We start from the raw sequence: 25,498 nt of genomic DNA, 5'->3' as shown, positions 1-25,498 counted from the left end.
CTCAACGCGCGTACTGGCCGCCGCAGCCGGCGTCCTTGCCCGGACCCAGTTCCAGGGTGGCCAGCAGCGCGGCCGGCGGCGCGATGCTGCCCAGCGCCAGCGCGGTCGCGCCGCGCAGGCCCAGGCGCTTGAAGTCGGGACGGAACGAGGGATCCCGGAAGGTGCCCTGCACCACCAGCGGAGAACGCAGGGCCAGGATGCTGCGGTCCTTCGGTCGCGGCCGCAGTTCCAGATCCAGGGTTTCCTCCTTCAGGCTGATATCGCCCTTGCCGACGATCAGCGTGTCGGTGGTATCGAAGGCCAGCGTGCGCGCGTGCATCACGCCGTCCTGCACGGCGAAGTCGCCGAACGCGCAGCGTACCGGAACGGTCTTGTCCCTGGTCAGCAGGAACTTGAGCGACTCGGCGACGTCCAGTCCGGCTAGTTCCATCAGCAGGTTGCTGATCCGGCCCTGGCCCATGCCGATCGCGATGTCGCCGTCGGCGCTGCCAAGGATGCGCGCGACCGAGTTGCCGGTGCCGGTGATGGCGACATCGCCGCCGATGCGGCCGATGGCCGTGCGGGTGATTTCGGCATCCGGGAACAACCGCGCCAGGTTCAGCCGGCGCAGCGAGATGTCGGCGCGGGTACGGATGGTGTCGGTGCGCGCATCCATGCGGATGTTCGAGCGGATGTCGCCTTCGGCGACGCCGAAGTTGAGCGGATCCAGGTGCAGCAGGCCGCCGTCCAGGCGCAGGTGCGCGTCCATGTCGTCCAGGGGCAGTTTCGGCGCGTTGATGCGATGTGCCTTCCAGCGCACGTCCGCATCCATCGCGCGCAGCTTGGCCAACTGGTAGGGCGTGTCAGGAAGCACGCGCGCATCGGCGCGCTGCTCGGCCGCTTCGGCCTTTTGTTCGGCGTTGCTGGTTTCCTCGCCACCGGTCTGCGGCGCCGCGCCCACGAAGCCTGCCAGGTCATCGAAGTCGAGGCGTCGCGAGACCAGATCCGCTTTCAGCAATGGACGCGCGCGGCCGACCGTCACGCTGGCCGAACCACCAAGATCGCTGTCGCCGACCTGGCCGGTGAAGCCGTCGTAGCGCCAGGTATTGCCGTCGCGGGTGAAGCGTCCGTCCAATCGGTACGGGGGCGTGGGTGGGATGGCGATGCCGAGCAGCGGATACAGATCCTGCATGTCGCGGCCGGCCAATTGCAGCTTCAGATCGAAGCCGCGCAGGCGCAGCGGATCCAGCAGGCTGCCACGGGCGTGGGCGCGGGTGGCGCCGGCCTGCGCGCGCAGGTCGATGCGATAGGGTTGGCTGGCATCGCGCAGCGCCAGCGGCGAGGCGGCCTGTCCCTGCAGCCGGAAGGGCTCGCCGCTCCAATGGCCGCCTCCATCGATGGCCACCGATGGCGCATTTTCCTTGCCAGACGACGCCACGCTGTTCAACCGGATATCGATGTCGGTTTTTTCCGGCGCGTCGAGATAGCGCAGGCGACCGTCGCGGACCCAGAGGCGATGGAAGCGCAGATCCGTCTCGCCGGAAGCCCCGAAGTCCCAGTTGCCCTTGTCACCCGGTCCGGTTTCCAGGCGCAGGGTGGGTTCGATCAGGCGAATCTCGGGAATGCGGACCTGTCCCCGCAGCAGCGGCCAGATTTCGATGTCCAGTTCCGCCCGCCGCGCCGCCGCCATGGTCGGTTCTCGCGACCATGCCGCGTTGCCGAAACGCAGCGCGTCGCCGCGCACGGTGGTAATGCGCCCAAGGTCCACGTCCAGGTTGCCGCCGATGCGGAATTCGCGGCCGGTACGGGCCTGAACCTGCCGTTCGAGCGGACCCTTGAACCAGTTCCAGTCGAACAAGGCGATCAGCACGGCCACGAGCGCGACCAGCAGCGCGAGGACCATGCCCGTGCGGCGTGAGGGCCGGGGCCAGCGGAATGGCGTCTTGCGGGCAGGGACGCGATTCATGCGCCCACTTAGCCAGCGCGGTTGTTCAGGCCATGCGAAAGCCGGGTCAAGCCGGGTTTCGCGTGTTCAGCCGGCGTGCGGCGCGCTCAACCGCCGGCCAGGCGAGGCCGCAGGACCTGTTCGGTGACCGCGATGTAGTGGCAGACGCTGCCGGCGATCACGAACAGGTGCCAGATCGCGTGCGAATAGCGGATCGACTCGCGATGGTAGAAATAGGTGCCCAGGGTGTAGAAGAGGCCGCCTGCCAGCAGCCAGCCCAGGGTCCAGGCATCGAGCGAGGTCAGCATAGGCTTGATGGCCACCATCACCAGCCAGCCCATCGCGATGTAGATCAGCGTGGACAGCAGCTTGAAGCGGCCGGTGTAGAACAGCTTGAAGATCACCCCGCCCACCGCCAGCGTCCAGATCGCCGCGAACAGGCTCCAGCCCCAGGGACCGCGCAGGCCGATGAGGGTGAACGGCGTGTAGGTGCCGGCGATCAACAGATAGATCGCGCAGTGATCGAACACCTTCAGGCGGCCCTTGGCGACCGGGTGCTGGATGGCGTGGTAAAGCGTGGAAGCCGTGTACAGCAGCAACAGGGTCACGCCGAACACGATCGACGCGCCGAGTTGCCAACCGTCGCCGTAGATGGCGGCCAGGGTGATCAGCACCGCGCCACCGGCCAGGGCGGCCATCGCGCCCAGGCCATGGGTCAGGGCGCTGGCGATCTCGTCACGGATGTGCGCGGCGCGCGGATGGGAGTGTTCGGCGGTCATGCGCGGACGTTACCGCAATGCAGCAAGCGCTGCATCCATACGCCGCCCGTGTCTTCAGCATGGAGCCGGAAAACACGGGCGGCGCGCGGCGATCAATCCACCGCGGCGGCGTGCGCGTGTTCGCGGGTGGCCAGGAACTGCACGGCCGGCGCACGTTCCTGCGCCAGTTGCAGGTTGACCCGCGTCGGCGCGAGGTAGACCAGTTGCCCGGCGGCGTCGACGGCCAGGTTCATCGCGTTCTTGTCGCGGAACTCTTCCAGCTTCTTCGCGTCGTCGCAGCGGATCCAGCGGGCGGTGGCGACGCTGACGTTCTCGAAGCTCGCGTCCACGCCGTACTCGTCCTTCAGGCGGTAGGCGACCACGTCGAACTGCAGCATGCCGACCGCGCCGAGGATGAGGTCGTTGCTCATCAGCGGGCGGAAGAACTGGGTCGCGCCTTCCTCGCTGAGCTGGGCCAGGCCCTTCTGCAACTGCTTGAGCTTGAGCGGATCCCGCAGGCGCGCGCGGCGGAACAGTTCCGGCGCGAAGTTGGGGATGCCGGTGAAGCCCAGCGATTCGCCCTCGGTGAAGGTGTCGCCGATCGAGATGGTACCGTGGTTGTGGATGCCGATGACATCGCCCGGCCAGGCCTCGGCGGCGATCTCGCGATCGCTGGCCATGAAGGTCAGTGCGTTGGCCAGCTTGATGTCCTTGCCGCTGCGCACGTGGAAGGCCTTCATGCCGGCTTCGAAACGACCCGAGCACACGCGCATGAAGGCGACGCGATCGCGGTGCTGCGGATCCATGTTGGCCTGGATCTTGAAGACGAAGCCGGTCAGCTTGTTCTCGGTCGGCTGCACGTTGCGGCCGGTGGTTGCGCGGGCCTGTGGCGAGGGCGCGTGCTCGACGAAGAAGTCCAGCAGCGGCTGCACGCCGAAGTTGTTCACCGCCGAACCGAAGAACACCGGGGTCTGCCGGCCTTCGCGATAGGCCTGCAGATCGAAGGGATGCGAGGCGCCCTGCACCAGTTCCAGTTCGTCGCGCAGGCTGGCCAGCATCTCGGCGCCTATGCGCGCTTCCAGCTGCGGATCGTCCAGCGAGGCGAAGATGGTCGAATCCTGGCGGGTGAAATTGCGGCCCTGCTCGTACAGGTGGACCTCGCCGGTCAGCAGGTGTACCACGCCCTTCAGGCGGCTGCCCATGCCGATTGGCCAGGTCACCGGCGCGCACTGGATGCCGAGCACGCGCTCGACTTCGTCCAGCAGTTCGATCGGCTCGCGGCCTTCGCGGTCGAGCTTGTTGATGAAGGTCATGATGGGGGTGTCGCGCAGGCGGCACACTTCCATCAGCTTGATGGTCCGCTCTTCCACGCCCTTGGCCACGTCGATGACCATCAGCGCCGAGTCCACAGCGGTCAGCACGCGGTAGGTGTCTTCGCCGAAGTCGGCGTGGCCGGGCGTGTCCAGCAAATTGACGATCTTGCCTTCGTACGGGAACTGCATGACCGAGGAGGTGACCGAGATGCCACGCTCCTTTTCCAGCGCCATCCAGTCGGAGGTGGCGTGGCGGGCGGCCTTGCGGCCCTTGACCGAACCGGCCATCTGGATCGCGCCGCCGAACAGCAGCAGCTTTTCGGTCAGCGTGGTCTTGCCGGCGTCAGGGTGGGAGATGATGGCGAAGGTGCGGCGGCGCGCGGCTTCGGTGGCGACTTCGGACATGGCAAGGGCGCCCGCGCGGGCGCTGGGAGACGGGGAAAGTCGCGAATTATAGCGGGTTGGCCCGGTCCGCCGGGGCGGCGCCGGCGGGCGGTTCGATGGGACCGGATCCGGCGTGCTGGCTGGGGAACTGGAGTTGGCCCAGCGGGCCGAACATCCTGAACGGAATGGATTCCAGCGCCATGCCGCGGTTCACCTGGACCACGAAATGCAGGTGCGGGGCGGTGCTGAACCCGGTGTTGCCGGACAGCCCGATGCGCTGCCCCTTGCGCACGTACTGGCCCTCGCGCACCTGCACGCCTTCCGGCTTGAGATGCGCGTAGACGGCCATGCTGCCGTCGCCGTGGACGATGCGGATGAAATTGGCGCGGCCGCCGAATCGTTCGCGGTTCAGGCCGGCCTTGTCGAAGTCGGACTCCACCTGCATCACCATGCCCTCGCGCGCGGCGAGGATCGGCGTGCCCACCGGGACCGCGAAGTCGATGGCGTACAGGTTCTGCGCGTCGTTGTGGCTGAATCCGCCGCCCGGGCCCTGGTCCACCCGCACCCGCCCGTATTCGAAGGGCAGGCGGTATTCGTAATCCTGGCCGTGCGCAGCGGGATCACCCGGCAGGGAGTCCAGCGCCAGTTCGAAATCGCCGCCACGCAGGGGATCGCGCATCGAAATGCTGGCGACCAGGACGCTGCTGCGCGCCGGCACCACCGCGGTCGCCGGCAGCGCCGGCTGGGCGGCGACGTTGCTGTTGCGCTTGAAACCCAGGCGCACCTCGACCGGCCCGTGCAGCAGGTTGTCCGCCCACGCCTGGTAGCGCAGGCCGCTGCGTTCCAGCCGCAGCCGCACTTGCGCGCTGGGGGCGTTGTGGAAGCGCAGCACGTCCACGCTGGCATCCACCAGTTCGCCGGCCTCCGGCGGTTTGTCGCCGTATTGGGTATAGCCGTGCTTGTCCTTCCAGCGGTACAGCCGCGCCGCCTCGCCGGGGACGGCGCCAGCGAGCAGCGTGGCGGCGGCGAGGCAGAGCAGGGACGTGCGCAGGGCGGGGTTCACGGCAGGCAGTCGTTTCCAAGGCTCAGGGCGCGCGCGACGTCACGCAGGTCGAACGCGGCCAGTGATTGATCATTGTGCAGCGCGAACAGCGCACCGGCCGGGAAGCGCCGGGTCGATGCCGCGTACAGGGTCTCACCATCGGTGTTGCTGACCTGTTCACCGCGGAAGATACCGCGCGGTGCCAGGCTGGTGCGATCGAATACGCGGAACAGGGTGGGGGTGAGCTGGTCCACCGCGATCCAGTAGCCGCGATCGACCGCGCAGGGCCACAGCGCGATGCCCTCGGCGTCCGCGTCGAACGCGGGAAGGCTGAGTCCGCGGTACCGCCCGGACAGGGTGTAGTCGCGCAGGGTCGAACCCACCCGGCGGTCCTCGTCCGCGATCAGCAGCCGGTCGTGCAGGGGATCCCCGGCGATGGATTCGACCATGCGCAACGCGCCGGCCTCGTCGGTCGCGCCGAAGCTTCCCAGCAGGCGCCACCGCACGCTTCCGTCCCCGTCTTCCTCGACGCGGAAATGCTTGATGCGCTGGTCGAGCTCGCTGAGCGGCGGCAGCTTGCCGGTGCGGAAGTCGGCCATGAAGCTGTCGGTGACGAACAGGTCCAGCTGGCCGGGACCGGTTTCGTCCAGCCAGAGCCCGTAGGGCACCTTCAGCGCGTCCTGGCCGATCTGCGCCACCGGGGTGAATTCCGGCAGGCGCATCACCTGCACCCGGTGGTTGTCGCGTTCGGCGACGAACAGCAGGTCGCCGAACACGGCGATGCCGTTGGGCCGGTTGAACTGTCCCGGTGCCTGGCCCGGGCCGCCGACCGTGCGCAGGCGTTCGCCGGTGTCGCCGTCGTACACCGCCAGGCGGTGGCTGGATTTGGCGGTGGCGATCAGCCAGACCCGTCCGTCTTCGGTCGGCCAGGCGGCCAGCGAGTCCAGTTCGTCTTCCGGGACCGGGGCGGAGACCCAGGCTTCGGGGACGATGACGTCGGCGGCGGTGGTCGGCGTCGGTGCGGGAGGGCGGGAGGTGTGGTGGCTCTGGGTGGCGCAACCGGCCAGCAGGGCCAGGGCGCCCGCAAACAGGTATTTCCGGGTCATGGCGGGATTATGCGGCATGGGTCACGGAGCCGGGAGGGGCATCACGGAAGATCCATCGCTCCATCCGCATAAAGCGATTGACATTGGGAAAAGCCGCTGGCAAAGTGCCGGTCACCATCGAGACCGGCAGAGGGACAGGCCCGAAGAAGCCGGGGCAACCAGCGATGCGCAAGCGTCGTGGTCGGTGCCAAATCCTGCGGGGACCTTTGCGTCTGCCCGAAAGATGGTTCGTACCGTGCCTCTGCACGGCGAACGCGAGCTCCGCGAAAGCTCGATGGCCGCAAGTCCCCTCTTCACCGGACACCGCCATGAGCTTCGCCACCGCCGCCGCGTCTTCCCTGTCTTCCGTGCCCGCGTCCTGTACGGCCGATGCCGTTCTCCTTGCCCAGGACGGCATCACCGCCCGCCGTGGCGAAATCGCGCTGGAACTGGACATGCGCCACGCGGGCCGGCACCTGATCCGGCTGCGCTATGAACTGTCGGGCGCGGTGGACGCGCCGGTGGTGTTCGTCGCCGGCGGCATCTCCGCGCACCGGCACCTGGCCGCCAGCGCCACGTTCGCGGAAAAGGGCTGGTTGAACGATCTGGTCGGCACCGGCCGCGCGCTGGATCCGGCACACCGCTGCCTGCTGGCGATCGATTTCATCGGCGCCGACGGCAAGCTCGACGCGCCCATCGACACCGCCGACCAGGCCGACGTGATCGTGAAGCTGCTGGACGCGCTGGGCATCCGCCAGCTGCATGCCTTCGTCGGCTATTCCTATGGCGCGCTGGTCGGCCTGCAACTGGCGGTGCGCCATCCGGCCCGGCTGGCAAAGCTGGTGGCGGTCAGCGGCGCGCACCGCGCCCATCCGTATGCCGCCGCCTGGCGCGCGCTGCAGCGCCGCGCGGTCAGCCTGGGCCAGTTGCAGTGCGCCGACGCGGAAGGACTTTCGCTGGCGCGCCAGTTCGCCATGCTCAGCTACCGCACGCCGGAAGAATTCGAGGAGCGCTTCGACGCCGCCGCCGAGATCGTGCATGGCCGCGTGCGTTGCGCCGCCGAGGACTACCTGGACGCCGCCGGCGCGCAGTACGTGGCGCGCACCCCGGTCACCGCCTACCTGCGCCTGTCCGAATCCATCGATCTGCACCGCATCGATCCGGCCGCCGTGCGCGTGCCCACCACGGTGGTCGCGGTCGAGGGTGACCGGCTGGTGCCGCTGTCCGATTCCGTGGCCCTGGTCGAGGGGCTGGGCACGCGGGGCAACCTGCGCGTGCTGCGCTCGCCCTATGGCCACGACGCCTTCCTGAAAGAAACCGATCGCATCGACGCGATCCTCAGCACTGCCCTGCGCGGCAACGGAGAAAACGCATGAGCCAGTTCGACGCCGCCGGCGACAACCCCTGTCGTCCCGCCACCGCCGCCGTCCGCGCCGGCATCGACCGCGATACCGCCTACGGCGCGGTGACGCCGCCCATCGTGCTGTCGTCGAACTTCAGCTTCGACGGCTTCGGCAACAAGCGCGAGTACGACTACACCCGCAGCGGCAACCCGACCCGGGATCTGCTGGGCGAGGCGCTGGCGGAACTGGAAGGCGGCGTTGGCGGCGTGATCACCTCCACCGGCATGGGCGCGATCAACCTTGTCCTCAACGCGCTGCTGCAGCCGGGCGATCGCCTGGTGGTGCCGCATGACGCGTACGGCGGCAGCTGGCGCCTGTTCAACGCGCTGGCGAAGAAGGGCCACTTCGAGCTGATCACCGCCGACCTGACCGACCCGCGCTCGCTGGCCGACGCACTGGCGCAGTCGCCGCGGCTGGTGCTGATCGAGACGCCCTCCAACCCGTTGCTGCGGATCACCGACCTGCGCTTCGTCATCGATGCCGCGCACAAGGCCGGCGCATTGACCGTGGTCGACAACACCTTCCTGTCGCCGGCCTTGCAGAAGCCGATCGAGTTCGGTGCGGATCTGGTGGTGCACTCGACCACCAAGTACATCAATGGCCACAGCGACGTGGTCGGCGGCGCGGTGGTCGCGCGCGATGCGGAAGTGCACCAGCAACTGGTGTGGTGGGCCAACGCGCTGGGCCTGACCGGCTCGCCGTTCGACAGCTTCCTGACCCTGCGCGGCCTGCGCACGCTGGACGCGCGCCTGCGCGTGCACCAGGAGAACGCCGACGCCATCGCCAGCCTGCTGGACGGGCATCCGGCGGTATCGAAGGTGTACTTCCCCGGCCTGGCCTCGCATCCGGGGCACGCGCTGGCGGCGCGCCAGCAGAAGGGCTTCGGCGCGATGCTGAGCGTGGAACTGCATGGCGGCGAAGCGGCCGTGCGCGCGTTCGTGGAAGGCCTGCGCTACTTCACCCTGGCCGAATCACTGGGAGGGGTGGAGAGCCTGGTCGCGCACCCGGCTTCGATGACGCATGCGGCGATGACCGCCGAAGCGCGTGCCAAGGCGGGCATTTCCGATGGCCTGCTGCGTCTGTCGGTCGGCATCGAGGCCACCGAGGATCTGCTGGCCGATCTGTCCGCCGGTCTGGCGCGCGCGCAGCGCGCCGCCGCGGAGGCCGATCGAAAACTCGCCGACGCATGAGCGCGGTCGTCCAGCTTCCGGCGGCGCGCCGCCGGCCGTCGCCGCGCCTGGCGCTGCTGGGCACTGGCGTGGTCGGCAGCGCGTTCGTGGATCGCTACGGCCGCCTGCGCGAGCGCGTCGAGGGCCTGCCCGAGTTCGCCTGGCTGGCCAACTCGCGCAGCGTGCAGGCCTGCGCCGCCGCGCCTGCCGATGCGCTGGATGCCGCCCGCGCCGCGCCGGCGCGCGATGCGGAACTGCCGCCGTGGGCGGAAGCCGAATCGCTGCGCGACGGCGACATCATCGTCGACGCCACCGCCAGCGACGCGGTGGCCGACTGGCATGCCGAGTGGCTGGCGCGCGGCATCCACGTGGTCACTGCCAACAAGCTGGGCAACGGTGGCGCGCTGGTGCGTGCACAGGCCATCCAGCGCGCGCGCCGGGATTCGGGCGCGCACTACGGCGACAGCGCCACGGTCGGCGCGGGCCTGCCGCTGCTGCGCAGCCTGCGCGCGCTGGTCGCCGGCGGCGATCGCATCCATCGGGTGGAAGGCGTGCTGTCCGGTTCGCTGGCGTGGTTGTTCAATCATTACGACGGCATGCGGCCGTTCTCCGGCTTCGTGCGCCAGGCGCGCGAGGCCGGCTACACCGAACCGGATCCGCGCATCGATCTGTCCGGCGAGGACGTGCGCCGCAAGCTGCTGATCCTGGCGCGCGCGGCCGGCCTGCCGTTGCAGTCGGAAGACGTGAAGGTCGAGTCGCTGGTGCCGGCGGCATTGGCAACGCTGACGATCGCCGAGCTGGACGAGGCGCTTGGCCAGTTCGACGCGCCGCTGGGCGCGCATTTCCGCGAGGCCTACCGCAACGGCGAAAAGCTGCGTTTCCTGGGGCGTTTCGACGCCGAAGACGCCAGCGTCGGACTGCGCACGCTGGCCGCGGATCATCCGCTGTGCGGCGGCGGCGGCACCGACAACCGGGTCGCGATCTTCAGCGATCGCTATCCGGACCAGCCGCTGGTGGTGCAGGGCCCCGGCGCGGGCGCGGAAGTGACCGCGGCCGCGTTGCTGGATGACGTATTGGCGATCACCGCCAACCCGTAGAGCCGAGCTTGCTCGGCTGGCGGGGAGGTTGCGGAGAAAGGGCAGCGGAGCAAGCTCCGCTCTACGGGCCGCCGGGTTCCGTCAGCACTCGATGACGTTGACGGCCAGGCCGCCGCGGCTGGTTTCCTTGTACTTGTCCTGCATGTCGCGGCCGGTGTCGCGCATGGTCTTGATGACCTTGTCCAGTGACACCTTGTGCTTGCCGTCGCCGCGCATCGCCATGCGGCTGGCATTGATTGCCTTCACCGCACCCATCGCGTTGCGCTCGATGCAGGGAATCTGCACCAGTCCGCCGATCGGATCGCAGGTCAGGCCCAGGTTGTGTTCCATGCCGATTTCGGCGGCGTTCTCGATCTGGCTGGGCGAACCGCCGAGCGCGGCGACCAGGCCGCCGGCGGCCATCGAGCAGGCCACGCCGACCTCGCCCTGGCAGCCGACCTCGGCGCCGGAGATGCTGGCGTTTTCCTTGTAGAGGATGCCGATGGCGGCGGCGGTGAGCAGGAAGTCGAAGATCCGCTGTTCGCTGGAGCCGGGGCAGAACCGGTCGAAGTAGTGCATGACCGACGGGATGATGCCGGCCGCGCCGTTGGTGGGCGCGGTGACCACGCGTCCGCCGGCGGCGTTTTCCTCGTTGACCGCCAGCGCGTACAGGTTGACCCAGTCCAGCGTGGTCAGCGGGTCGCGCATGTTGGCTTCCGGCTTGCTGGCCAGTTCGCGGTGCAGGGCGGGCGCGCGGCGCGAGACGTGCAGGCCGCCGGGCAGGGTGCCTTCCTCGCGGATGCCACGGGTCACGCAGGCCTGCATCGCGCTCCAGATCGCCCGCAGGCCTTCGCGGATCTCGTCCTCGCCGCGCCAGCACTTCTCGTTCTCGAACATCAGCTGGGCGATGCTCAGTCCGCTGCGCTGGCACTGCGCCAGCAGCTCGTCGCCGCTCTTGAACGGATACGGCAGCGGGGTCTCGTCGGCGACGATGCGATCCACCGCCGCGTCGTCCTGGTTGACCACGAAGCCGCCGCCGACCGAGTAGTAATCGCGGGTCGCGATGACTTCGTCGCTGGCGTCATAGGCGGTGAAGCGCATGCCGTTGGTGTGGTAGGGCAGCTTCTGCCGCTTGTTCATCAGCAGGTCGCGCTTCTCGTCGAAGGCGATCGCGTGGGTGCCGCCCAGTTGCAGGGTCTTGCTGCCGCGGATGCGTTCCAGTGCCGGCGGGATGATGTCCGGGTCGATTTCGTTCGGATAGTGGCCTTCCAGGCCCATCAGCACGGCCTTGTCGGTGCCGTGGCCGCGCCCGGTCAGGGCCAGCGAGCCGAACACTTCGGCGCGGATCCGCGCGACGTCGCGCAGGCGGCCGGGTTCCTCCAGCCAGCGCGCGACGAACCGCGCCGCCGCCCGCATGGGGCCGACGGTGTGGGAGGAACTCGGCCCGATGCCGATCTTGAAGAGGTCGAAGGTGCTGACTGCCATGGCGCGTATTCTATGCCGTCGCCGGTGAAAGCCGCTCCCGCGACGCAACAGATCGGATCCGGAGATCGCACCCTTGTCCCCAGCCCTGACCCTCTACCAGCGCGACGACTGCCATCTGTGCGACCTGGCCCTGGCCGTACTGGCCGAGGCGCGGGTGCCGGAATTCGAGAGCGCGTTCATTGACGGCGACGACGATCTGGAGGCGCGCTACGGCGTGCGGGTACCGGTCCTGCGCCGCGCGGACGGGACCGAACTGGACTGGCCGTTCGATGCGGCGGGGCTGGCGCGCTTCCTCGCCGGTTAAGGGAGTTGACGGCGATGCTGTCGTACGGGCGCGGACGATCGCGAAGGATGGGGGAGTAGTACCTCGTCTTCGAGGGTGAACAGCAGCGCATAGTTCAGGTGCAGGCGCGGGACCTCACGTCGAATCCGGCCAGGTCGTCCGCTGCACGTATCCACGATATGGCCGCTGTTCTGGCCGGTTCCGGCGTGGCGGCACTGGTGGTCATCCGACGGGGACCGTGCCTCGCCGTCGCGCAGGTCGATTGCGCCCGCGGGTCCTCCCCGCAACAGGAAGCCCGCGCCATGGCGCGGATTTCCTGTTGCCTGACGAGTCGGGTCAGGGTGCCGTCGGATCGTGGCGGGATGCGGAGTCGGGCATCGAAGCAGGTGAAGCGTGGCGCGCGGTCTGCTGCGAGGACGGACCGGACAACTGGTGTTCGAGAAAGCCGACCACCCGCTTCTCGTACTCATCGGGGGCGTGCGCGAGGAAATCCACGTGCGCGGCATTCGGCAGCAACCAGAATGCCTTGGCATTCTTGGCGCGTTCGAACAGGGCGCGCGACTCGGCGGGCAGGGTATGCCGGTCGCGGCCACCGGCCACGACCAGTACGGGCGCATCCAGTTTCCCGATCCGGTCCAGGGGCGACAGTTCATCGACGGTCACGCCGATCCGCCATTGCGTCTGCAGGGTCAGCAGCGGCGCCAGCAATTCCGCCATGCCATCGCCGAGGCGCATGGCGATACGGTTGCGGACGGCCTGGCGCGCGTTCGAATAGACCGCTTCCAGCACCACCGCATCGAATCCGGCGGGTTGCGGCGCCAGCAATATCGAGGCGCCGCCGAGGGATACGCCGATGGCGGCCAGGCGACTGCCGGGAACACGTTGCCTCATCCAGTCCCGCGCGGCGACAACACCGCGAGACTCGCGTGCGCCCAGCGTGATCGCATCGCCCTGGCTCTCGCCATGTGCCTGCAAATCGACCAGCAGGACCGAATAGCCATGACGATGCAGCAGACGGGCGCGTCCCAGCATCGCGCGCCGATCCGCGCGGATGCCATGCAGCAGGAGTACGGCGGGCCGCGCCGTGGTTCCGGTCACCCACCATCCACGCAGCGGCGGCGCGTCGGGGACCGGAATGGTTACCGCTTCAATGGGCAGATCAGCGGGCGCGTCACCCATGGCGGCCAGGCGCGGGGCCAACAGCTCGCCACCCACGAACCAGGCCGCCAGGAGGGTCGCGAAGCAGAGCAACGCGACCGCCAGCGAGGCGCGCAGGATGACGCGCCGCATGGGAGCAGCTTACTTCGCCGGCTTCAGCACCACCTTGGTGCTGATGGCGACATCGTTCGGAATGGTCTTGGTGTCGGCCCATTCGCCGCCACCGACGCCGAAGTCCAGGCGCTTGACGGTGGCCTTGCCGGCCAGCACCGGCTGCGCGCCCGGGGTCCAGGTGAAGGTCAGGGTGACCGGCTTGCTGACGCCACGCAGGCTCAGGCTGCCGTCGGCGGCGTACTGGTTGCCGCCCAGCGCGCGGAATTTGGTCGCGGTGTAGCGGGCCTGGGCGAACTTGGCGACGTTGAAGAAGTCACCGGTCTGCAGCGTGCTGTCGCGATCGTCGTTGCCGGTATTAGTGCCGGCGAGCTGGATGGTCACGTCCAGCTTCGAGGTGGCCAGGTTGGCCGGATCGAAACTCAGGGTGGTGTTGAAGCCGCCGAACTTGCCGGTGAAGGTTTCGCCCTGGTAGTTGCTGGCGAACACCAGCGTGGAGCCCGGCGCCTGCACGTAGTCGGCGGCGAACGCGGGCGCGGTGGCGGCCAGCAACAGGCTGGCGGCAAGCAGGCGGGGGCGGAGGGAACGGATCATGGCGCGATATCCTCGGTGGTGGACGCGGTGGGGGAAGCAGTGGCCTGCCGGCGGCGGCCCGGCAGCATCCGCCGCAGGGTGTCGTCGTTCTGGAACAGGTGGTGGTAGAACGCGGCGCCCGCATGCAGCAGCACCACGACGACCAGCACCCAGAACATCGATTCGTGCAGGGTTTCGGCCAGCTCGTGCAGCTCCGGATTGCGGGCGGTGATGGCCGGCAGGTTGACCAGCTTGAACCATTGCAGCGGATAGCCCGCCGAGGAGTTCAGCACCCAGCCCGACAACGGCATGGCGAACATCAGCCCGTACAGCGCCACGTGGGTGAGCGAGGCGATGCGCTGCTGCCAGCCGGGCGTGCCGGGGATCGCCAGCGGCGCGCCGGCGTACACGCGCCAGACAAGGCGCAGCGTCACCAGCGCCAGGATGGTCAGGCCGATCGACTTGTGCAGCGCATAGATGTTGATCTTGCGCGGTCCGTTGGGCAGCTCGCCCATGGTCAGGCCGATGTAGGCGATGACCAGCAGCAGGACGACGATCAGCCAGTGCAGCGTCTGGCTGACGACGCCCCAGCGTTCAGGGGTGTTCTTCAGGGTCATTGAGGGTGGGCTCCCGAGGGGTGGCTGGGATGGTGGCCGCGTCGGCGGCCGCTTCTTCGCTATCGTCGACCTTGCCCGTCCGTGTGGCTTCGGCCTCGATGCGGAGCTCGACGGAATCGCCAATCACCGACTTCCATGCGGTGATGCCGAAATCCGAGCGTTGCAGCGTGGTGGTGGCGGAAAAACCGGCCGTGCGGCGGAACGGCGGCAGCGGATGGCGCTTGAGCGCATTGAGTCTGACGTCCAGGCACAGCTCGCGATCGGTGCCATGCAGGGACAGGGTGCCGCAGACCGAGGCGTGGTCCGGTCCGGCCGGTTCAATCCGGTTGGAAACGAAACGCGCTTCGGGGAAGCGCTCGGCATCCAGCAGGTTGCCGGCCAGCACCGCCCGGTTCCACTTCTCGTCGCCGAAATCCGTGCGTGCCAGCGGTACCGTGACATCGAGCCGCGCGGTGCTCCAGTCCTCGGGATCGAACACCAGCGTGCCCGTGCTGCCGGAGATCGTGCCGATGGCCTTGGAGAAGCCGGCATGCTCCACCGCGAGCATGACCCGCGTGTGGACCGGATCCAGCGCGTACGCCACCGGACCCGCCGCCCAGGCAGGGCATGCGCAGGCGAGCAGCGCGAGCAGGGCGCTGGTCCGGGCACGGCGATATGGGCGCGTTGGAGTCATGACCGGGGATTCTAGGCGGGCCCGGCTGAAGATACCCCGCTTGCGCCTGCAACGGTCCGTTGCGACGATTCGGGCCGGGGAACCACGGCAGAACAGGACACGACGGCATGGGATGGCGGATCTGGATGTTGGCGGCATGGCTGGCCTGCGCGACAGTGCAGGCGGGCGTGCCGGAGATTCCGCGTTTCCGGATGATGACGGTGGCCGACGGATTGCCGTCCACCACCATCCCCGCCATGGCCCGCGACCGCGCCGGCTACCTGTGGCTGGCCACCTGGGATGGCGTGGCCCGCTATGACGGCGTGAACTTCAAGGTGTGGCGGCATGATCCGGATGATCCGGCCTCGCTGCCGGGCAACGTCGTCCAGGCGCTGCACGTGGATGGCCTGGACCGGGTCTGGGTCGCCACCGAGAACGGCGGCCTCAGCATGATGGGACCCGAGCGCCGCGGATTCCGCCATTTCCGCAGGGCCCAGTATCCGCAGATGGGCAGCGACGATGCATTCGCCATCGCCAGCCACGGTGGCGAGGTCTGGTTCGGCACCTTCGGCGGCGGCCTGCATCGGATCGGCACCGACGGTCGCGTCCAGCGCTTCAACGCGGTGGAAGGCGATCCCTCCAGCCTGCCGTCCGACAACGTGCTGTCGCTGGCCTTCGATCCGACCGGCCAGTTGTGGATCGGCACCATGAGCGGCCTGGTCCGGTACGACGGCAAGCGCATGCTGCGCGAAGCCCTGCCCGGCGGGGAGTCGCTGATCATCTATTCGGTCACCGTCGATGGCGATTCGATCTGGGCGGGCACATCGTCCGGCATGTATCGCTGGCGTCGCCAGGGCGGTTGGAGCACGCCGCCATGGTCGCCGATGTTCGAACGACCCAACGCGGTGATGGCGATGGCCGCCGATGGGCACGGCGAATACTGGCTGGCCAGCCAGGGCGGGCTCTGGCATACCGACGGCGATCGCGCGCCCGCGCCGATCGCGCAGGACAGCCAGGGCGTGGGTGTCGGCCGCGTGTTGCAGACGTTGCTGATGCAACCCGATGGCGGCCTCTGGGTGCCGGTGCCGACGCGCGGCGTCGCCTACCTGCGCTCGGACTGGCGGCGGATCGCGTCGTTCACGCCCACGCAGGGCCTGGGAGGCGGGCTGTATCGCGGCCTGGCCACCTCGGCCACCGGTACCGGCGTGTGGCTGGTCAGCAGCATCGGCGGGGTCGAGCGACTGGACACGGCCAGTGGCGAGGTGGAGCCGTTGGGCGTGCACGCGCAGCGGTTGAAGGAACTGCGCTTCACCTCGGTGCTGGAGGATCGCGAGGGACGCCTCTGGCTCGGCCATCGCAACGGCATCATCCGCATCGATCCGCGCAGCGGCGAGAAGCGCGAATGGTCGAATGCCGAAGGCCCGGATCAGGTGCCCGACGGCACGTCGGTGGACTGGCTGGTGCAGACCGGCGACGGCACGCTGTGGCTGGCGACCCAGATGGGGTCGCTGCAGCACCGGGATGGCGCGACCGGGCAGGTCATCGACAGTCTGGCCCGCTCGGAACAGGACAGCGAGCCGAGCGAGATCGAAACGATGCTCGCCGGCCCCGACGGCCAGTTGTGGACGGCGAGCAATCGCGGCATCGAGCGCTGGGATCCCGGTCAGCACCGGTTCGTCACCGTCATCGGCGCGGGCGTGGAGCGGGTGCTGTCCTTCGCCTTCGTCGCGCCCGACGAATTGTGGCTGCATCGGCTCTCCGGCCTGGAACACTGGCGGCAGCGGGAAGGCCGATGGGTACAGGTGCGGCAGATCGCGCCCCGACAGGGATTGCCGGCGCTGGAATCGACCGGCATGACCATCGATCCGGAAAAGCGGGTGTGGCTGGCGACCCGCCGTGGCCTGTTCCGGATCGAGGCACCCGATGATCAGGCGCCGGTGCGGGTGCGCAATTTCGGCGTGCGCGATGGGCTGATGAGCCAGGAATTCAACGACCGCGGCCTGCTGATGGCGGGCGGCGGCCTGCTGGCCGGCAGCACCGCCGATGGTTCGGTGATGCTGCTGGACACGGCATTGCCGGATCCGCCGCCGCTCACCCCGCACCTGCTGCTGGCCGGATTGCAGGTGAACCAGCGCGATCGCACCGTGCAGTTGCCGATGAATGGCGGCTTCGAACTGCTGCCCGATGACCATGACCTGCAGGTCAGCCTGCGCCTGCTCAGCTACGAGGATCCGCTGGCGCATCGCTATCGTTCCTGGCTGGAAGGCTTCGATCAGGGCTGGGTCGAACAGGGCGCCAGCGGCGAGCGTTCGTTTTCGAACCTGCGTCCCGGCCACTATCGCCTGCGCCTGCAGGCGTTCGACGCGGCGGGCAACGCTTCGGAGGAAAAGCAGCTTTCGTTCGAAGTGCTGCCACCCTGGTACCGCAGCGTCTGGGGCATCAGCCTGCTGACCGCGGCCGGCGCCTTGCTGCTGGCGCTGCTGGCCGCCGCCTACCGGCGCCGGGTGCGTCGTCGCACCGAATGGCAGCTCAACGAACACAAGCGCGAAGTGGCCGAACAGGCTTCACTGGCCAAGACCCGCTTCCTCGCCACCCTCGGCCATGAAGTGCGCACGCCGATGACCGGCGTGCTGGGCATGAGCGAACTGCTGCTGGCGACGCCACTGACCGACACCCAGCGCCATTACACCAACGCCATCCAGCGCGCCGGTTCGCACCTGCTGCGGCTGGTCAACGACGCACTGGACCTGGCGCGCATCGAGGCCGGCAAGCTGGACATGGACGTGCAGGAAGTCGATCTGCGCGCGTTGATCCGCGAGGTCATCGACATGACCGCGCCGATGGCCGAGAAGCGCGGGCTGTCGTTCTCCGACGAATGCGACGAGGACGTGCCTTCGCACGTGATCGTCGATCCGATGCGGATGCGGCAGATCCTGCTCAACCTGCTGGGCAACGCCATCAAGTTCACCGAGCGCGGCGGGGTGGGCCTGCGCGTGCTCCCGCTGCACCCGCAGGGCGTGCGCTTCGAAGTCAGCGACACCGGGCCGGGCATCAACGCCGAACAGCAGGCGCGCCTGTTCCAGCGTTTCGAACAGGGCGATGGCGCGCGTACCACCTCGCGCTACGGCGGCAGCGGCCTGGGCCTGGCGATCTGCCAGGAACTGGCGGTCGCGATGGGCGGCAGCATCCGGGTCGAAAGCCGACCGGGCCTGGGCACCCGCTTCATCGTGGAGCTGCCGCTTCCGCACATCGTGCCGGCGACGGCCGGCACGCCGCGGGCGGCGGTGTCGGCGCAGGCGCGGCGGATCCTGCTGGTGGAAGACGACATCACCGTGGCCGAAGTGATCGCCGGACTGCTGCGCGCGCGCGGACATCATGTCGTGCATGCCGCGCACGGACTGGCGGCGCTGGGCGAAACCGCCGGGCAATCGTTCGACGTCGCCCTGCTGGATCTCGATCTGCCGGGACTGGACGGGCTGGCACTGGCGCGGCAATTGCGCCTGGGCGGCTTCAACGCGCCGTTGATCGCCATCACCGCACGCGCCGACGCCGAGGCCGAACCACAGGCGCGCGCGGCCGGCTTCGACGACTTCCTGCGAAAACCGGTCACCGGCGACATGCTGGCCGATGCGATCCTGCGTGTCTGTGACGGGCGGGCGGACGGCGCATGACTGGCCAACCGGGGGCGGGCGCCAAAAGCAAATCCCCCTCAATCCCCCTTTTTTCAAAGGGGGAGGCGAAGCGAGTTTGCTTTCGTTGATCTGCGCTGGCCTTGGGTCAACGCCTGATTAGCCCCCTTTGAAAAAGGGGGCGGGCGCCCGCGAAGCGGGTGACGGGGGATTTGCTTTTTGCGCCCAAAGCAAAATCCCCCTCAATCCCCCTTTTTCAAAGGGGGAGGCAAAAGCCTAGCCTTCCCCAATCCCCAATCCCCAATCCCCAATCCCCAATCCCCAATCCCCGCCTAATCAGCCCACCCCTCCGCGTAGATCGTCCGCGAGGCATCATCCGGATCCGCATGGATCCACAGCCCGCTGATCTCGTCCACGCGCAGGTACAGCGCGCCTTCGCTTTCTTCCATCGTGCATTCGGGCGCGCCTTCGCGTTCCTGGCGCGTATGGCGCTTCACGCAATCGGCTTCCAGTTGCGCGCGCAGATCGGCGGCGACCTGCGCGTAGGGTTCGGCGAGCACGTACTGGTGATCGCCCCAGAGTTCGGAATCCATCCGCCGGATCTCGCTTACCGTGTGGCCGGCCAGCCAGACCCGGCCGGGCTTGAGGAACGCGGTCGCGGTCAGCGCCATCAGCGCGGTCTCGCCCTCGGGCGCTTCCATCGGCTGGCAATCCAGGTGAATGCGATCCACCGCCTCGCGCCAGGGATAGGGCAGTTCGTCCACGCGGCGCGCGCGCACGGCCTCGCAGCCGGGTGTGCGCGGCAGGCCGTTGTCGTCCAGCGGCGGCGGCAGGCCGGTGTCCTGCACCAGCATCGGGAAGTCGTCGCCGCGCACTTCGATCGTCACCGGTGCGCGTTCGTCGGCCAGCGCCGCGGAGGCGGCCAGGCCGGTGGTCATCAGGACGAGGGCGAGGGAAAGCGCGTGGGGGCGGCCGTCCATTGCGGGCTCCGGAAACGTCGCGCCTACCGGGCGCTGAACTCGTGCACGGCATCCACCAGCACGGCAACGTGCTCGGGATTCATGTCGGGCGACATGCCGTGGCCGAGGTTGAAGACGTGGCCGTCGCGGCTGCCGTCCGCACCCGCGGCGTAGCTGTCCAGGGTCGCCTTCACCTGCGCGCGGATCGCGTCCGGCGAACCGTACAGCACGGCCGGGTCCAGGTTGCCCTGCAGCGCCACCTTGCCGGCGGTGCGGCGGCGCGCGTCGGCCAGTTCGATCAGCCAGTCCACGCCCACGCCTTCGGCGCCGCTGTCGGCCAGCGCTTCCAGGTGCGCGGCGTTGCCCTTGCCGAACAGGATCAGCGGCGTGCGATCCGCACCTTCGCCACGTTCCAGTTCACGCGCGATGCGGGTCAGGTAAGGCAGCGAGAACTCACGGTACATCGCCGGCGACAGCACGCCTCCCCAGGTGTCGAACACCTGCAGCGCCTGCGCGCCGGCCGCGCGCTGCGCCGACAGGTAGGCGATCACCGCGTCGGTGTTCACCGACAGCAGCCTGTGCAGGGTGGCCGGATCGTTCAGCGCCATCGCCTTGATGCGCGCGTAATCCTTGCTGCCGCCGCCTTCGACCATGTAGCAGGCCAGCGTCCACGGGCTGCCGGAGAAACCGATCAGCGGCACCTGGCCATCCAGTTCGCGGCGGATCAGGCGCACCGCGTCCATCACGTAGCGCAGTTCGGTTTCCATGTCGGGCACGGCCAGCTTTTCCGCATCGGCGGCGGTGCGCACGGTGCGTTCGAACTTCGGGCCTTCGCCTTCGACGAAGTACAGGCCCAGGCCCATCGCGTCGGGCACGGTCAGGATGTCGGAAAACAGGATCGCCGCGTCCAGCTTGAAACGGCGCAGCGGTTGCAGGGTGACCTCGCAGGCGATGTCCGGATTTTTCGCCATGCCCAGGAAGCTGCCGGCGGCGGCGCGGGTGGCGCGGTACTCCGGCAGGTAGCGGCCGGCTTGGCGCATCAGCCAGACGGGCGTGCAGTCGACGGGTTCGCGCTTGAGCGCGCGCAGCAGGCGATCATTCTTCAGGGAGCTGGACATCATGTTCCTTGTGGGGGAATCCGGCAGTGGTTCCGCCGGGTGGAAAAAGAGGCGTGGCGCGGGCGACGCATGCGGACCTTCAGGCGGCGCGGACGGCGGCCGCCGCGGAGAGGCTCACGGCTGTGGCGCTCCCTGCGTGAAGGTGATCTGGTAGCCACGCTTGAGGTGGGTGTCGCGCGCTTTCTCGAAGGCCGCGTCGGCCTCGGATTGCAGCAGGTACTGCTCGCGCTTGAGTTGCGCGCGCCCGCCGATCTGCCCGCTTTCGCGCAGCAGCTCCCAGCCGCCGAACAGGTCCGGTTGCAGGGTCAGCTGGACGTAGCGGGGAGCTTCGCCCGTCTCGGGGCGTTGCTGGAGGAAGACGCGCATGGGGCGGATTGTAGCGAAGCGGCGGCCGTTCAGCCGCCGCGGAAGCTGCGCCGGTAGGCCGAGGGCGAGGTGCCCAGGGCGGCGGCGAACCGCTGGCGCAGGGAGACGGCGCTGCCGAAACCGGCCTCGGCGGCGATGTGGTCCAGCGGCCGGTCGGTGGTTTCCAGCAGCCGCTGCGCCCGCGCCAGCCGCTGGTGGGCCAGCCAGTCGCCGACGCTGGCGCCGGTGGCCCGGCGGAACCGGCGGGTGAAGGTGCGCCGGCTCATCAGCGCCCGGTCGGCCAGTTCGTCCACCCCCAGCCGCTGGTCCAGGTGCGCCAGCGCCCAGGCCAGTACCGCGCGCAGGCGGTCGTCGCCCGGATCGGCCGGCAGCGGCTGCTCGATGTACTGGGTCTGGCCGCCCTGGCGATGCGGCGCCACCACCAGCCGGCGGGCGATCCGGTTGGCGACCTCGGCGCCGTGATGGCGACGGACCAGGTGCAGGCAGCAATCGATGCCGGCGGCGGTGCCGGCCGAGGTCAGCAGTTCGCCATCGTCCACGTACAGCACGTCCGGCTCCAGCCGCACCTTCGGGTAGCGGCGGGCGAAGGTGTCCAGCGCGGCCCAGTGGGTGGTGGCCGGACGCCCGTCCAGCAGCCCGGCGTCGGCCAGCACGAAGGTGCCCAGGCACAGGCCCACCAGCCGGGCGCCGTCCGCATGGGCCCGGCGCAGGGCCTGGCACAGCGCCTCCGGCGCCGGTTCGTCCTGGTCCCGCCAGGATGGGACGACCACGGTATCGGCGCCTTCCAGCCCTTCCAGCCCGTACTCCGGTTGCAGGGCGAAGCCGGCGTCGGTGCGCAGCGGACCCGGCTCCACCGCGCAGACCCGCAGGTCGAAGTCGGGCAGGCCCGGCGCCGGCCGCGACTCGAACACCAGGCAGGGCACCGACAGGTGGAAGGGGCTGATGCGGTCGAAGGCGACCACGGCGATGCGGTGCAGGGACATGGCCCGATTCTATCGAAAGATGCGCTTCGGGCCACTCGTGGCGTTCCGGCCCGCTGCCCAGAATGCCGCCACACCCCCACCGGAACCGACCGCCATGACCTCCCCCCGTCGCGCCCTCATCGTCATCGACGTCCAGAACGAGTACTTCACCGGCGGCCTGCCCATCGAGCACCCGCCGGTCGGCGAATCCCTGCCCAACCTGCTGCGGGCGATGGACGCCGCCCAGGCGCGCGGCATCCCGGTGATCGTGGTGCAGCACAGCGCCCCGGCCGGCGCGCCGGTGTTCGCGCCCGGCACCGCGACCTGGGAACTGCATCCCGACGTGGCCGGCCGGCCGCGCGATCACTACATCGAGAAATCGCTCGCCAGCGCGTTCACCGGCACCGATCTGGCCGACTGGCTGGCCACGCGCGGCATCGATACGCTCGCCGTGGTCGGCTACATGACCCACAACTGCGACGCCTCGACAATCTACGAAGGCGCGCATCGCGGCCTGCGGATGGAATTCCTGCACGACGCCACCGGCGCGCTGCCCTACGCCAACGCGGCTGGTTCGGCCAGCGCCGAGGAAATCCACCGCGTCTTCAGCGTGGTCTTCCACAGCAACTTCGCCGCCGTGGCTTCCACCGCCGAATGGATCGCCGCGCTCGACGCGCAGGCACCGCTGCCGATCGACAACGTGCCGCAATCCAACCTGCGCGCCCGTGAAGCCGTGGCCTGATCCCCAACCTGTGGGAGCGACGTCAGTCGCGATGGGGCTTTCCCGCGATCTTCATCGCGACTGACGTCGCTCCCACAAGGAAGCGATCGGATCTCGATATTACTTGCCTCCACGGAGCCCCCATGAACCTCATCCGCAGCCGCGACTACACCGCCGATCGCGCCTGGGGCGCACTCGACGTCGCCCATCTGGACGGCACCAGCGTTCGCCTGCACTGGACCGACCAGCCATACCGCTGGCACGTCAACGACGGCCAGGAAGTGTTCGCGGTGATGGACGGCCGCGTGCGCATGCATTGGCGCGAGCACGGTGTCGAACACTCGGCGGTACTGGAATCCGGCGACATGTTCCATGCGCAAACCGGCACCGAGCACCGGGCCGAACCGCTCGGCGTGGCGCGAATCCTGGTGATTGAACGCGAAGGCAGCGTGTAGCCGTCGGATGCGCAGGTACCGGCAGCACCCAGCTTTTGCCCCTTCCCCCGCCTGCGGGGGAAGGTCGGGATGGGGGCCGCTTCCAGCGGCGTGGGAACACCGGGACGTTCGCCCCCACCCCAGCCCTCCCCCGCAGGCGGGGGAGGGAGCCAAGTCGGTGGGTCGTTCGTGTTCCATGCGGACACCGGTACCGGGCATCGGGCCGAACCGCTCGGCGTGGCGCGAATCCTGGTGATTGAACGCGAAGGCAGCGTGTAGCCGTCGAACGCGCAGTACCGGCAGCGCGCAGCTTTTGCCCCTTCCCCCGCGCGCGGGGGAAGGTCGGGATGGGGGCCGCTTCCAGCGGCGCGGGAACACGGGGACGTTCGCCCCCACCCCAACCCTCCCCCGCAGGCGGGGGAGGGGGCCAAGTCTGTGGGGCGTTCGATTCCCCGCATGCGGAGAAGAAAGGAACCGTTTCGCGCGCGCAGGATTCCACTTTGTGGGAGCGACGTCAGTCGCGATGGGGCTTTCCCGCGATCTCCATCGCGACTGACGTCGCCCTCACAAGGGCGGGGAAGTTCAACCTCCCCCGAGCACCCGCAACACCTGCGCCTCGTCCACGTCCGGCACCACCTCGGCGCGGCCGATGCCACGCCACAGCACCAGCCGCAGGCGGCCGGCCTGGTTCTTCTTGTCCAACCGCATCCGCGCCAGCAAAGCTTCCGGCGCCAGTCCGGTCGGAATGGCGATCGGCAGGCCGTACGCATGCAGCAACGCAATCAACCGTTCTGTATCGGCATCGCCTGAAAGGCCCAGCATCGCCGACAGCCGCGCCGCCAGCACCATGCCCACCGCCACCGCTTCGCCGTGGTTGAGGTTGTCGTTGTCCGGGCTGCCGTACCCCTGTTCGGTCTCGATGGCATGGCCGAAAGTGTGGCCCAGGTTGAGCAGCGCGCGCTCGCCGCGCTCCAGCGGATCCCGTTCGACGATTTCCGCCTTGTGCTCGCAACTGCGCGCGATCGCCTGTGCCAGAACGGTCGGATCGCTTTCCAGCAGCGCGTCGCGTTCGGCCTCCAGCCACTGGAAGAACAGCGGGTCGCGGATCGCGCCGTACTTGATCACCTCGGCCAGGCCGGCGCGCAGTTCGCGCGGCGGCAGCGTGCGCAGCGCGTCGGTGTCGGCGAACACCGCGCGCGGCGGATGGAATGCGCCGACCAGGTTCTTGCCCTGCGGAATGTCCACCGCGGTCTTGCCGCCCACCGAGGAATCCACCATCGACAGCAGAGTGGTCGGCAACTGCACGCAGTCCACGCCGCGCATCCAGCAGGCGGCGGCGAATCCGGCCAGATCGCCGACCACGCCGCCGCCCAGCGCGAACACGCAGGCGTCGCGGGTCGCGCCCAGGGTGGCCAGCGCGTCGATGGCGTGGCCGAAATGCGCCAGCGTCTTGGAGGCTTCGCCGGCCGGCAGGATGAAAGTGCCGATGCCCAGTTCCGGGCGCGCGGCGTGCAGCGCTTCGCGTACTGCCGCCGCATACAGCGGCGCCACCGTCGAATCACTGACCAGCAGCACGTGGCGGCCGCGCACATGGCGGGCCAGGGCGGCGCCATCGGCCAGCAGGCCGAGACCGATGGTGATCGTGTAGGGAGTGTCGCCGCCGACGGCGACGGTGCGGAAAAGCGGATTCATGCGGGGGTCTCTTGCCGCCGCCAGTGCGTGGCCAGCAGGTGGCACAGGCGCAGGGTGGCCTCGGGCGGCATCAGGTGATCGGTATCGAGGGTGAGATCGGCGACTTCGGCATACAGCGGCGTGCGGGTGCGCGCCATTTCCTCCAGCACCTGCTCGCGATCCGGGCGTTGCAGCAGCGGGCGGTTGGTGCAGCGGGCCAAGCGCTTGAGCTGCGCCGGCACGCTCACGCCCAGGTGGACGACGAAACCGCGCCGGCCCAGCAGGGCGCGGTTGTCGGCCGACAACACCGCGCCGCCACCGGTGGAGATCAACCGGCCTTCGCCGGCCAGCAGATCGCGCAGCACCTCGGTCTCGCGTTCGCGGAAACCGGCCTCGCCGGCATGCTCGAAAATTTCCGGGATGGTGGCGCCCGCCCGCTCGACGATGGCCTGGTCGGCATCGACGAACACCAGCCCGAACCGCTCGGCGACACGCTTGCCGATCGAGGTTTTGCCGGCGCCCATCGGGCCGACCAGGACGAGGTTGGGGGCGGGATTCATCGCCGGGGATGCTAGCACCCGTGGCGGGCCCTTAACACGCGCTGG

Annotated in this window: 23 protein-coding genes and 1 riboswitch; of the genes, 7 read left to right on the top strand and 16 right to left on the bottom strand. The window is 69.0% G+C overall.

Annotated features, from left to right (window positions below; all coding sequences use genetic code 11):
* Window position 1: 1 nt before the first annotated feature.
* From FHW78_RS18085 to FHW78_RS18065, 5 genes are all read right to left on the bottom strand, one after another.
* Entirely contained in the window at window positions 2-1,945 is a 1,944-nt protein-coding gene (locus FHW78_RS18085) for an AsmA family protein (RefSeq protein WP_183643929.1), read from the bottom strand.
* Window positions 1,946-2,031: 86 nt separating this feature from the next.
* Window positions 2,032-2,703 (bottom strand): hemolysin III family protein, encoded by a 672-nt coding sequence (locus FHW78_RS18080; protein WP_183643927.1) that lies wholly within the window; start codon window positions 2,701-2,703, stop codon window positions 2,032-2,034.
* A gap of 92 nt (window positions 2,704-2,795) precedes the next feature.
* A complete protein-coding gene (locus tag FHW78_RS18075) occupies window positions 2,796-4,400 on the bottom strand; it encodes a peptide chain release factor 3 (RefSeq protein WP_183643924.1) in 1,605 nt (534 codons plus the stop codon).
* A 46-nt stretch (window positions 4,401-4,446) separates the two neighbouring features.
* A complete protein-coding gene (locus FHW78_RS18070; RefSeq protein ID WP_318288607.1) occupies window positions 4,447-5,442 on the bottom strand; it encodes a peptidoglycan DD-metalloendopeptidase family protein in 996 nt (331 codons plus the stop codon).
* Window positions 5,439-6,527: a phytase gene (locus FHW78_RS18065; protein ID WP_183643921.1), complete on the bottom strand. Its 1,089-nt coding sequence runs from the start codon at window positions 6,525-6,527 to the stop codon at window positions 5,439-5,441. Before FHW78_RS18065 ends, FHW78_RS18070 begins: the two co-directional genes overlap by 4 nt.
* 111 nt (window positions 6,528-6,638) lie before the next feature.
* Window positions 6,639-6,757: riboswitch (SAM riboswitch) on the top strand.
* A gap of 78 nt (window positions 6,758-6,835) precedes the next feature.
* On the opposite strand from FHW78_RS18065, the gene FHW78_RS18060 reads away from it, so the two are divergent.
* The 3 genes from FHW78_RS18060 to FHW78_RS18050 are packed head-to-tail and all read left to right on the top strand — an operon-like array spanning window position 6,836 to window position 10,175.
* Complete coding sequence (locus tag FHW78_RS18060) at window positions 6,836-7,882, top strand: homoserine O-succinyltransferase (RefSeq protein ID WP_255443339.1); 1,047 nt, start codon at window positions 6,836-6,838, stop codon at window positions 7,880-7,882.
* Window positions 7,879-9,099: an O-succinylhomoserine (thiol)-lyase gene (locus FHW78_RS18055; RefSeq protein WP_183643919.1), complete on the top strand. Its 1,221-nt coding sequence runs from the start codon at window positions 7,879-7,881 to the stop codon at window positions 9,097-9,099. Before FHW78_RS18060 ends, FHW78_RS18055 begins: the two co-directional genes overlap by 4 nt.
* Entirely contained in the window at window positions 9,096-10,175 is a 1,080-nt protein-coding gene (locus FHW78_RS18050; protein ID WP_183643916.1) for a homoserine dehydrogenase, read from the top strand. Before FHW78_RS18055 ends, FHW78_RS18050 begins: the two co-directional genes overlap by 4 nt.
* A gap of 81 nt (window positions 10,176-10,256) precedes the next feature.
* Here the strand turns inward: FHW78_RS18050 and FHW78_RS18045 are convergent, their stop codons facing one another.
* Window positions 10,257-11,639, bottom strand: coding sequence for an L-serine ammonia-lyase (locus FHW78_RS18045; RefSeq protein ID WP_183643912.1), 1,383 nt, complete (start codon window positions 11,637-11,639; stop codon window positions 10,257-10,259).
* 73 nt (window positions 11,640-11,712) lie between these two features.
* Between FHW78_RS18045 and FHW78_RS18040 the strand changes: the two genes are divergently transcribed.
* A complete protein-coding gene (locus FHW78_RS18040) occupies window positions 11,713-11,943 on the top strand; it encodes a glutaredoxin family protein (protein WP_183643909.1) in 231 nt (76 codons plus the stop codon).
* A gap of 315 nt (window positions 11,944-12,258) precedes the next feature.
* Here the strand turns inward: FHW78_RS18040 and FHW78_RS18035 are convergent, their stop codons facing one another.
* From FHW78_RS18035 to FHW78_RS18020, 4 genes are read right to left on the bottom strand one after another with little or no spacing between them, the layout of a single operon-like run.
* Complete coding sequence (locus tag FHW78_RS18035; RefSeq protein ID WP_183643906.1) at window positions 12,259-13,212, bottom strand: alpha/beta hydrolase; 954 nt, start codon at window positions 13,210-13,212, stop codon at window positions 12,259-12,261.
* 9 nt (window positions 13,213-13,221) lie between these two features.
* Complete coding sequence (locus FHW78_RS18030; protein WP_183643903.1) at window positions 13,222-13,785, bottom strand: YceI family protein; 564 nt, start codon at window positions 13,783-13,785, stop codon at window positions 13,222-13,224.
* Window positions 13,782-14,381, bottom strand: a complete 600-nt coding sequence (locus FHW78_RS18025) for a cytochrome b (protein ID WP_183643900.1) — start codon at window positions 14,379-14,381, stop codon at window positions 13,782-13,784. The genes FHW78_RS18030 and FHW78_RS18025 overlap by 4 nt, the downstream gene beginning before the upstream one ends.
* Window positions 14,359-15,054, bottom strand: coding sequence for a YceI family protein (locus FHW78_RS18020; RefSeq protein WP_183643897.1), 696 nt, complete (start codon window positions 15,052-15,054; stop codon window positions 14,359-14,361). Before FHW78_RS18020 ends, FHW78_RS18025 begins: the two co-directional genes overlap by 23 nt.
* 107 nt (window positions 15,055-15,161) lie before the next feature.
* Here FHW78_RS18020 and FHW78_RS18015 point away from each other — a divergent pair, with 107 nt between their 5' ends.
* Complete coding sequence (locus tag FHW78_RS18015; protein ID WP_183643893.1) at window positions 15,162-18,704, top strand: ATP-binding protein; 3,543 nt, start codon at window positions 15,162-15,164, stop codon at window positions 18,702-18,704.
* 290 nt (window positions 18,705-18,994) lie between these two features.
* On the opposite strand, the gene FHW78_RS18010 is transcribed toward FHW78_RS18015, so the two are convergent.
* From FHW78_RS18010 to FHW78_RS17995, 4 genes are all read right to left on the bottom strand, one after another.
* Window positions 18,995-19,642, bottom strand: coding sequence for a hypothetical protein (locus FHW78_RS18010; RefSeq protein ID WP_183643890.1), 648 nt, complete (start codon window positions 19,640-19,642; stop codon window positions 18,995-18,997).
* A gap of 23 nt (window positions 19,643-19,665) precedes the next feature.
* On the bottom strand, window positions 19,666-20,739 hold the full coding sequence (gene hemE, locus FHW78_RS18005; protein WP_183643887.1) for a uroporphyrinogen decarboxylase: 1,074 nt from the start codon (window positions 20,737-20,739) through the stop codon (window positions 19,666-19,668).
* Window positions 20,740-20,853: 114 nt separating this feature from the next.
* The gene (locus FHW78_RS18000) at window positions 20,854-21,105 is read right to left on the bottom strand and encodes a WGR domain-containing protein (protein WP_183643884.1); all 252 of its coding nucleotides are present in this window, start codon (window positions 21,103-21,105) and stop codon (window positions 20,854-20,856) included.
* Window positions 21,106-21,134: 29 nt separating this feature from the next.
* Window positions 21,135-22,088: a helix-turn-helix domain-containing protein gene (locus FHW78_RS17995; protein ID WP_183643881.1), complete on the bottom strand. Its 954-nt coding sequence runs from the start codon at window positions 22,086-22,088 to the stop codon at window positions 21,135-21,137.
* Between the two features lie 94 nt (window positions 22,089-22,182).
* Between FHW78_RS17995 and FHW78_RS17990 the strand changes: the two genes are divergently transcribed.
* Both FHW78_RS17990 and FHW78_RS17985 read left to right on the top strand, forming a co-directional pair.
* The gene (locus tag FHW78_RS17990; protein WP_183643878.1) at window positions 22,183-22,809 is read left to right on the top strand and encodes a cysteine hydrolase family protein; all 627 of its coding nucleotides are present in this window, start codon (window positions 22,183-22,185) and stop codon (window positions 22,807-22,809) included.
* 122 nt (window positions 22,810-22,931) lie between these two features.
* Window positions 22,932-23,243 (top strand): cupin, encoded by a 312-nt coding sequence (locus FHW78_RS17985; protein WP_183643875.1) that lies wholly within the window; start codon window positions 22,932-22,934, stop codon window positions 23,241-23,243.
* A gap of 561 nt (window positions 23,244-23,804) precedes the next feature.
* On the opposite strand, the gene aroB is transcribed toward FHW78_RS17985, so the two are convergent.
* Window positions 23,805-24,914, bottom strand: a complete 1,110-nt coding sequence (gene aroB, locus FHW78_RS17975) for a 3-dehydroquinate synthase (protein WP_183643872.1) — start codon at window positions 24,912-24,914, stop codon at window positions 23,805-23,807.
* Window positions 24,911-25,453, bottom strand: a complete 543-nt coding sequence (locus tag FHW78_RS17970; RefSeq protein ID WP_183643869.1) for a shikimate kinase — start codon at window positions 25,451-25,453, stop codon at window positions 24,911-24,913. The genes aroB and FHW78_RS17970 overlap by 4 nt, the downstream gene beginning before the upstream one ends.
* Between the last annotated feature and the right edge of the window lie 45 nt (window positions 25,454-25,498).

It is taken from the genome of Pseudoxanthomonas sp. OG2 (genome assembly GCF_014192765.1).
Taxonomy (GTDB): domain Bacteria; phylum Pseudomonadota; class Gammaproteobacteria; order Xanthomonadales; family Xanthomonadaceae; genus Pseudoxanthomonas_A; species Pseudoxanthomonas_A beigongshangi.
The sequence above is the reverse complement of the archived record's forward strand: the minus strand, read 5'-3'. Positions and strand labels throughout refer to the sequence as shown.

What these genes read in the sequence shown, in the direction of transcription:
- FHW78_RS18060 (WP_255443339.1), top strand. Translation starts at nt 6,836, where the DNA reads ATGAGCTTCGCCACCGCCGCCGCGTCTTCCCTGTCTTCCGTGCCCGCG.
- FHW78_RS18015 (WP_183643893.1), top strand. Translation starts at nt 15,162, where the DNA reads ATGGGATGGCGGATCTGGATGTTGGCGGCATGGCTGGCCTGCGCGACA.
- FHW78_RS17970 (WP_183643869.1), bottom strand. Translation starts at nt 25,453, where the DNA reads ATGAATCCCGCCCCCAACCTCGTCCTGGTCGGCCCGATGGGCGCCGGC.
- FHW78_RS18025 (WP_183643900.1), bottom strand. Translation starts at nt 14,381, where the DNA reads ATGACCCTGAAGAACACCCCTGAACGCTGGGGCGTCGTCAGCCAGACG.
- FHW78_RS18020 (WP_183643897.1), bottom strand. Translation starts at nt 15,054, where the DNA reads ATGACTCCAACGCGCCCATATCGCCGTGCCCGGACCAGCGCCCTGCTC.
- hemE (WP_183643887.1), bottom strand. Translation starts at nt 20,739, where the DNA reads ATGTCCAGCTCCCTGAAGAATGATCGCCTGCTGCGCGCGCTCAAGCGC.
- FHW78_RS18035 (WP_183643906.1), bottom strand. Translation starts at nt 13,212, where the DNA reads ATGCGGCGCGTCATCCTGCGCGCCTCGCTGGCGGTCGCGTTGCTCTGC.
- FHW78_RS18065 (WP_183643921.1), bottom strand. Translation starts at nt 6,527, where the DNA reads ATGACCCGGAAATACCTGTTTGCGGGCGCCCTGGCCCTGCTGGCCGGT.
- aroB (WP_183643872.1), bottom strand. Translation starts at nt 24,914, where the DNA reads ATGAATCCGCTTTTCCGCACCGTCGCCGTCGGCGGCGACACTCCCTAC.
- FHW78_RS18075 (WP_183643924.1), bottom strand. Translation starts at nt 4,400, where the DNA reads ATGTCCGAAGTCGCCACCGAAGCCGCGCGCCGCCGCACCTTCGCCATC.
- FHW78_RS18000 (WP_183643884.1), bottom strand. Translation starts at nt 21,105, where the DNA reads ATGCGCGTCTTCCTCCAGCAACGCCCCGAGACGGGCGAAGCTCCCCGC.
- FHW78_RS18010 (WP_183643890.1), bottom strand. Translation starts at nt 19,642, where the DNA reads ATGGACGGCCGCCCCCACGCGCTTTCCCTCGCCCTCGTCCTGATGACC.
- FHW78_RS18055 (WP_183643919.1), top strand. Translation starts at nt 7,879, where the DNA reads ATGAGCCAGTTCGACGCCGCCGGCGACAACCCCTGTCGTCCCGCCACC.
- FHW78_RS17990 (WP_183643878.1), top strand. Translation starts at nt 22,183, where the DNA reads ATGACCTCCCCCCGTCGCGCCCTCATCGTCATCGACGTCCAGAACGAG.
- FHW78_RS18085 (WP_183643929.1), bottom strand. Translation starts at nt 1,945, where the DNA reads ATGAATCGCGTCCCTGCCCGCAAGACGCCATTCCGCTGGCCCCGGCCC.
- FHW78_RS17995 (WP_183643881.1), bottom strand. Translation starts at nt 22,088, where the DNA reads ATGTCCCTGCACCGCATCGCCGTGGTCGCCTTCGACCGCATCAGCCCC.
- FHW78_RS18080 (WP_183643927.1), bottom strand. Translation starts at nt 2,703, where the DNA reads ATGACCGCCGAACACTCCCATCCGCGCGCCGCGCACATCCGTGACGAG.
- FHW78_RS17985 (WP_183643875.1), top strand. Translation starts at nt 22,932, where the DNA reads ATGAACCTCATCCGCAGCCGCGACTACACCGCCGATCGCGCCTGGGGC.
- FHW78_RS18045 (WP_183643912.1), bottom strand. Translation starts at nt 11,639, where the DNA reads ATGGCAGTCAGCACCTTCGACCTCTTCAAGATCGGCATCGGGCCGAGT.
- FHW78_RS18050 (WP_183643916.1), top strand. Translation starts at nt 9,096, where the DNA reads ATGAGCGCGGTCGTCCAGCTTCCGGCGGCGCGCCGCCGGCCGTCGCCG.
- FHW78_RS18030 (WP_183643903.1), bottom strand. Translation starts at nt 13,785, where the DNA reads ATGATCCGTTCCCTCCGCCCCCGCCTGCTTGCCGCCAGCCTGTTGCTG.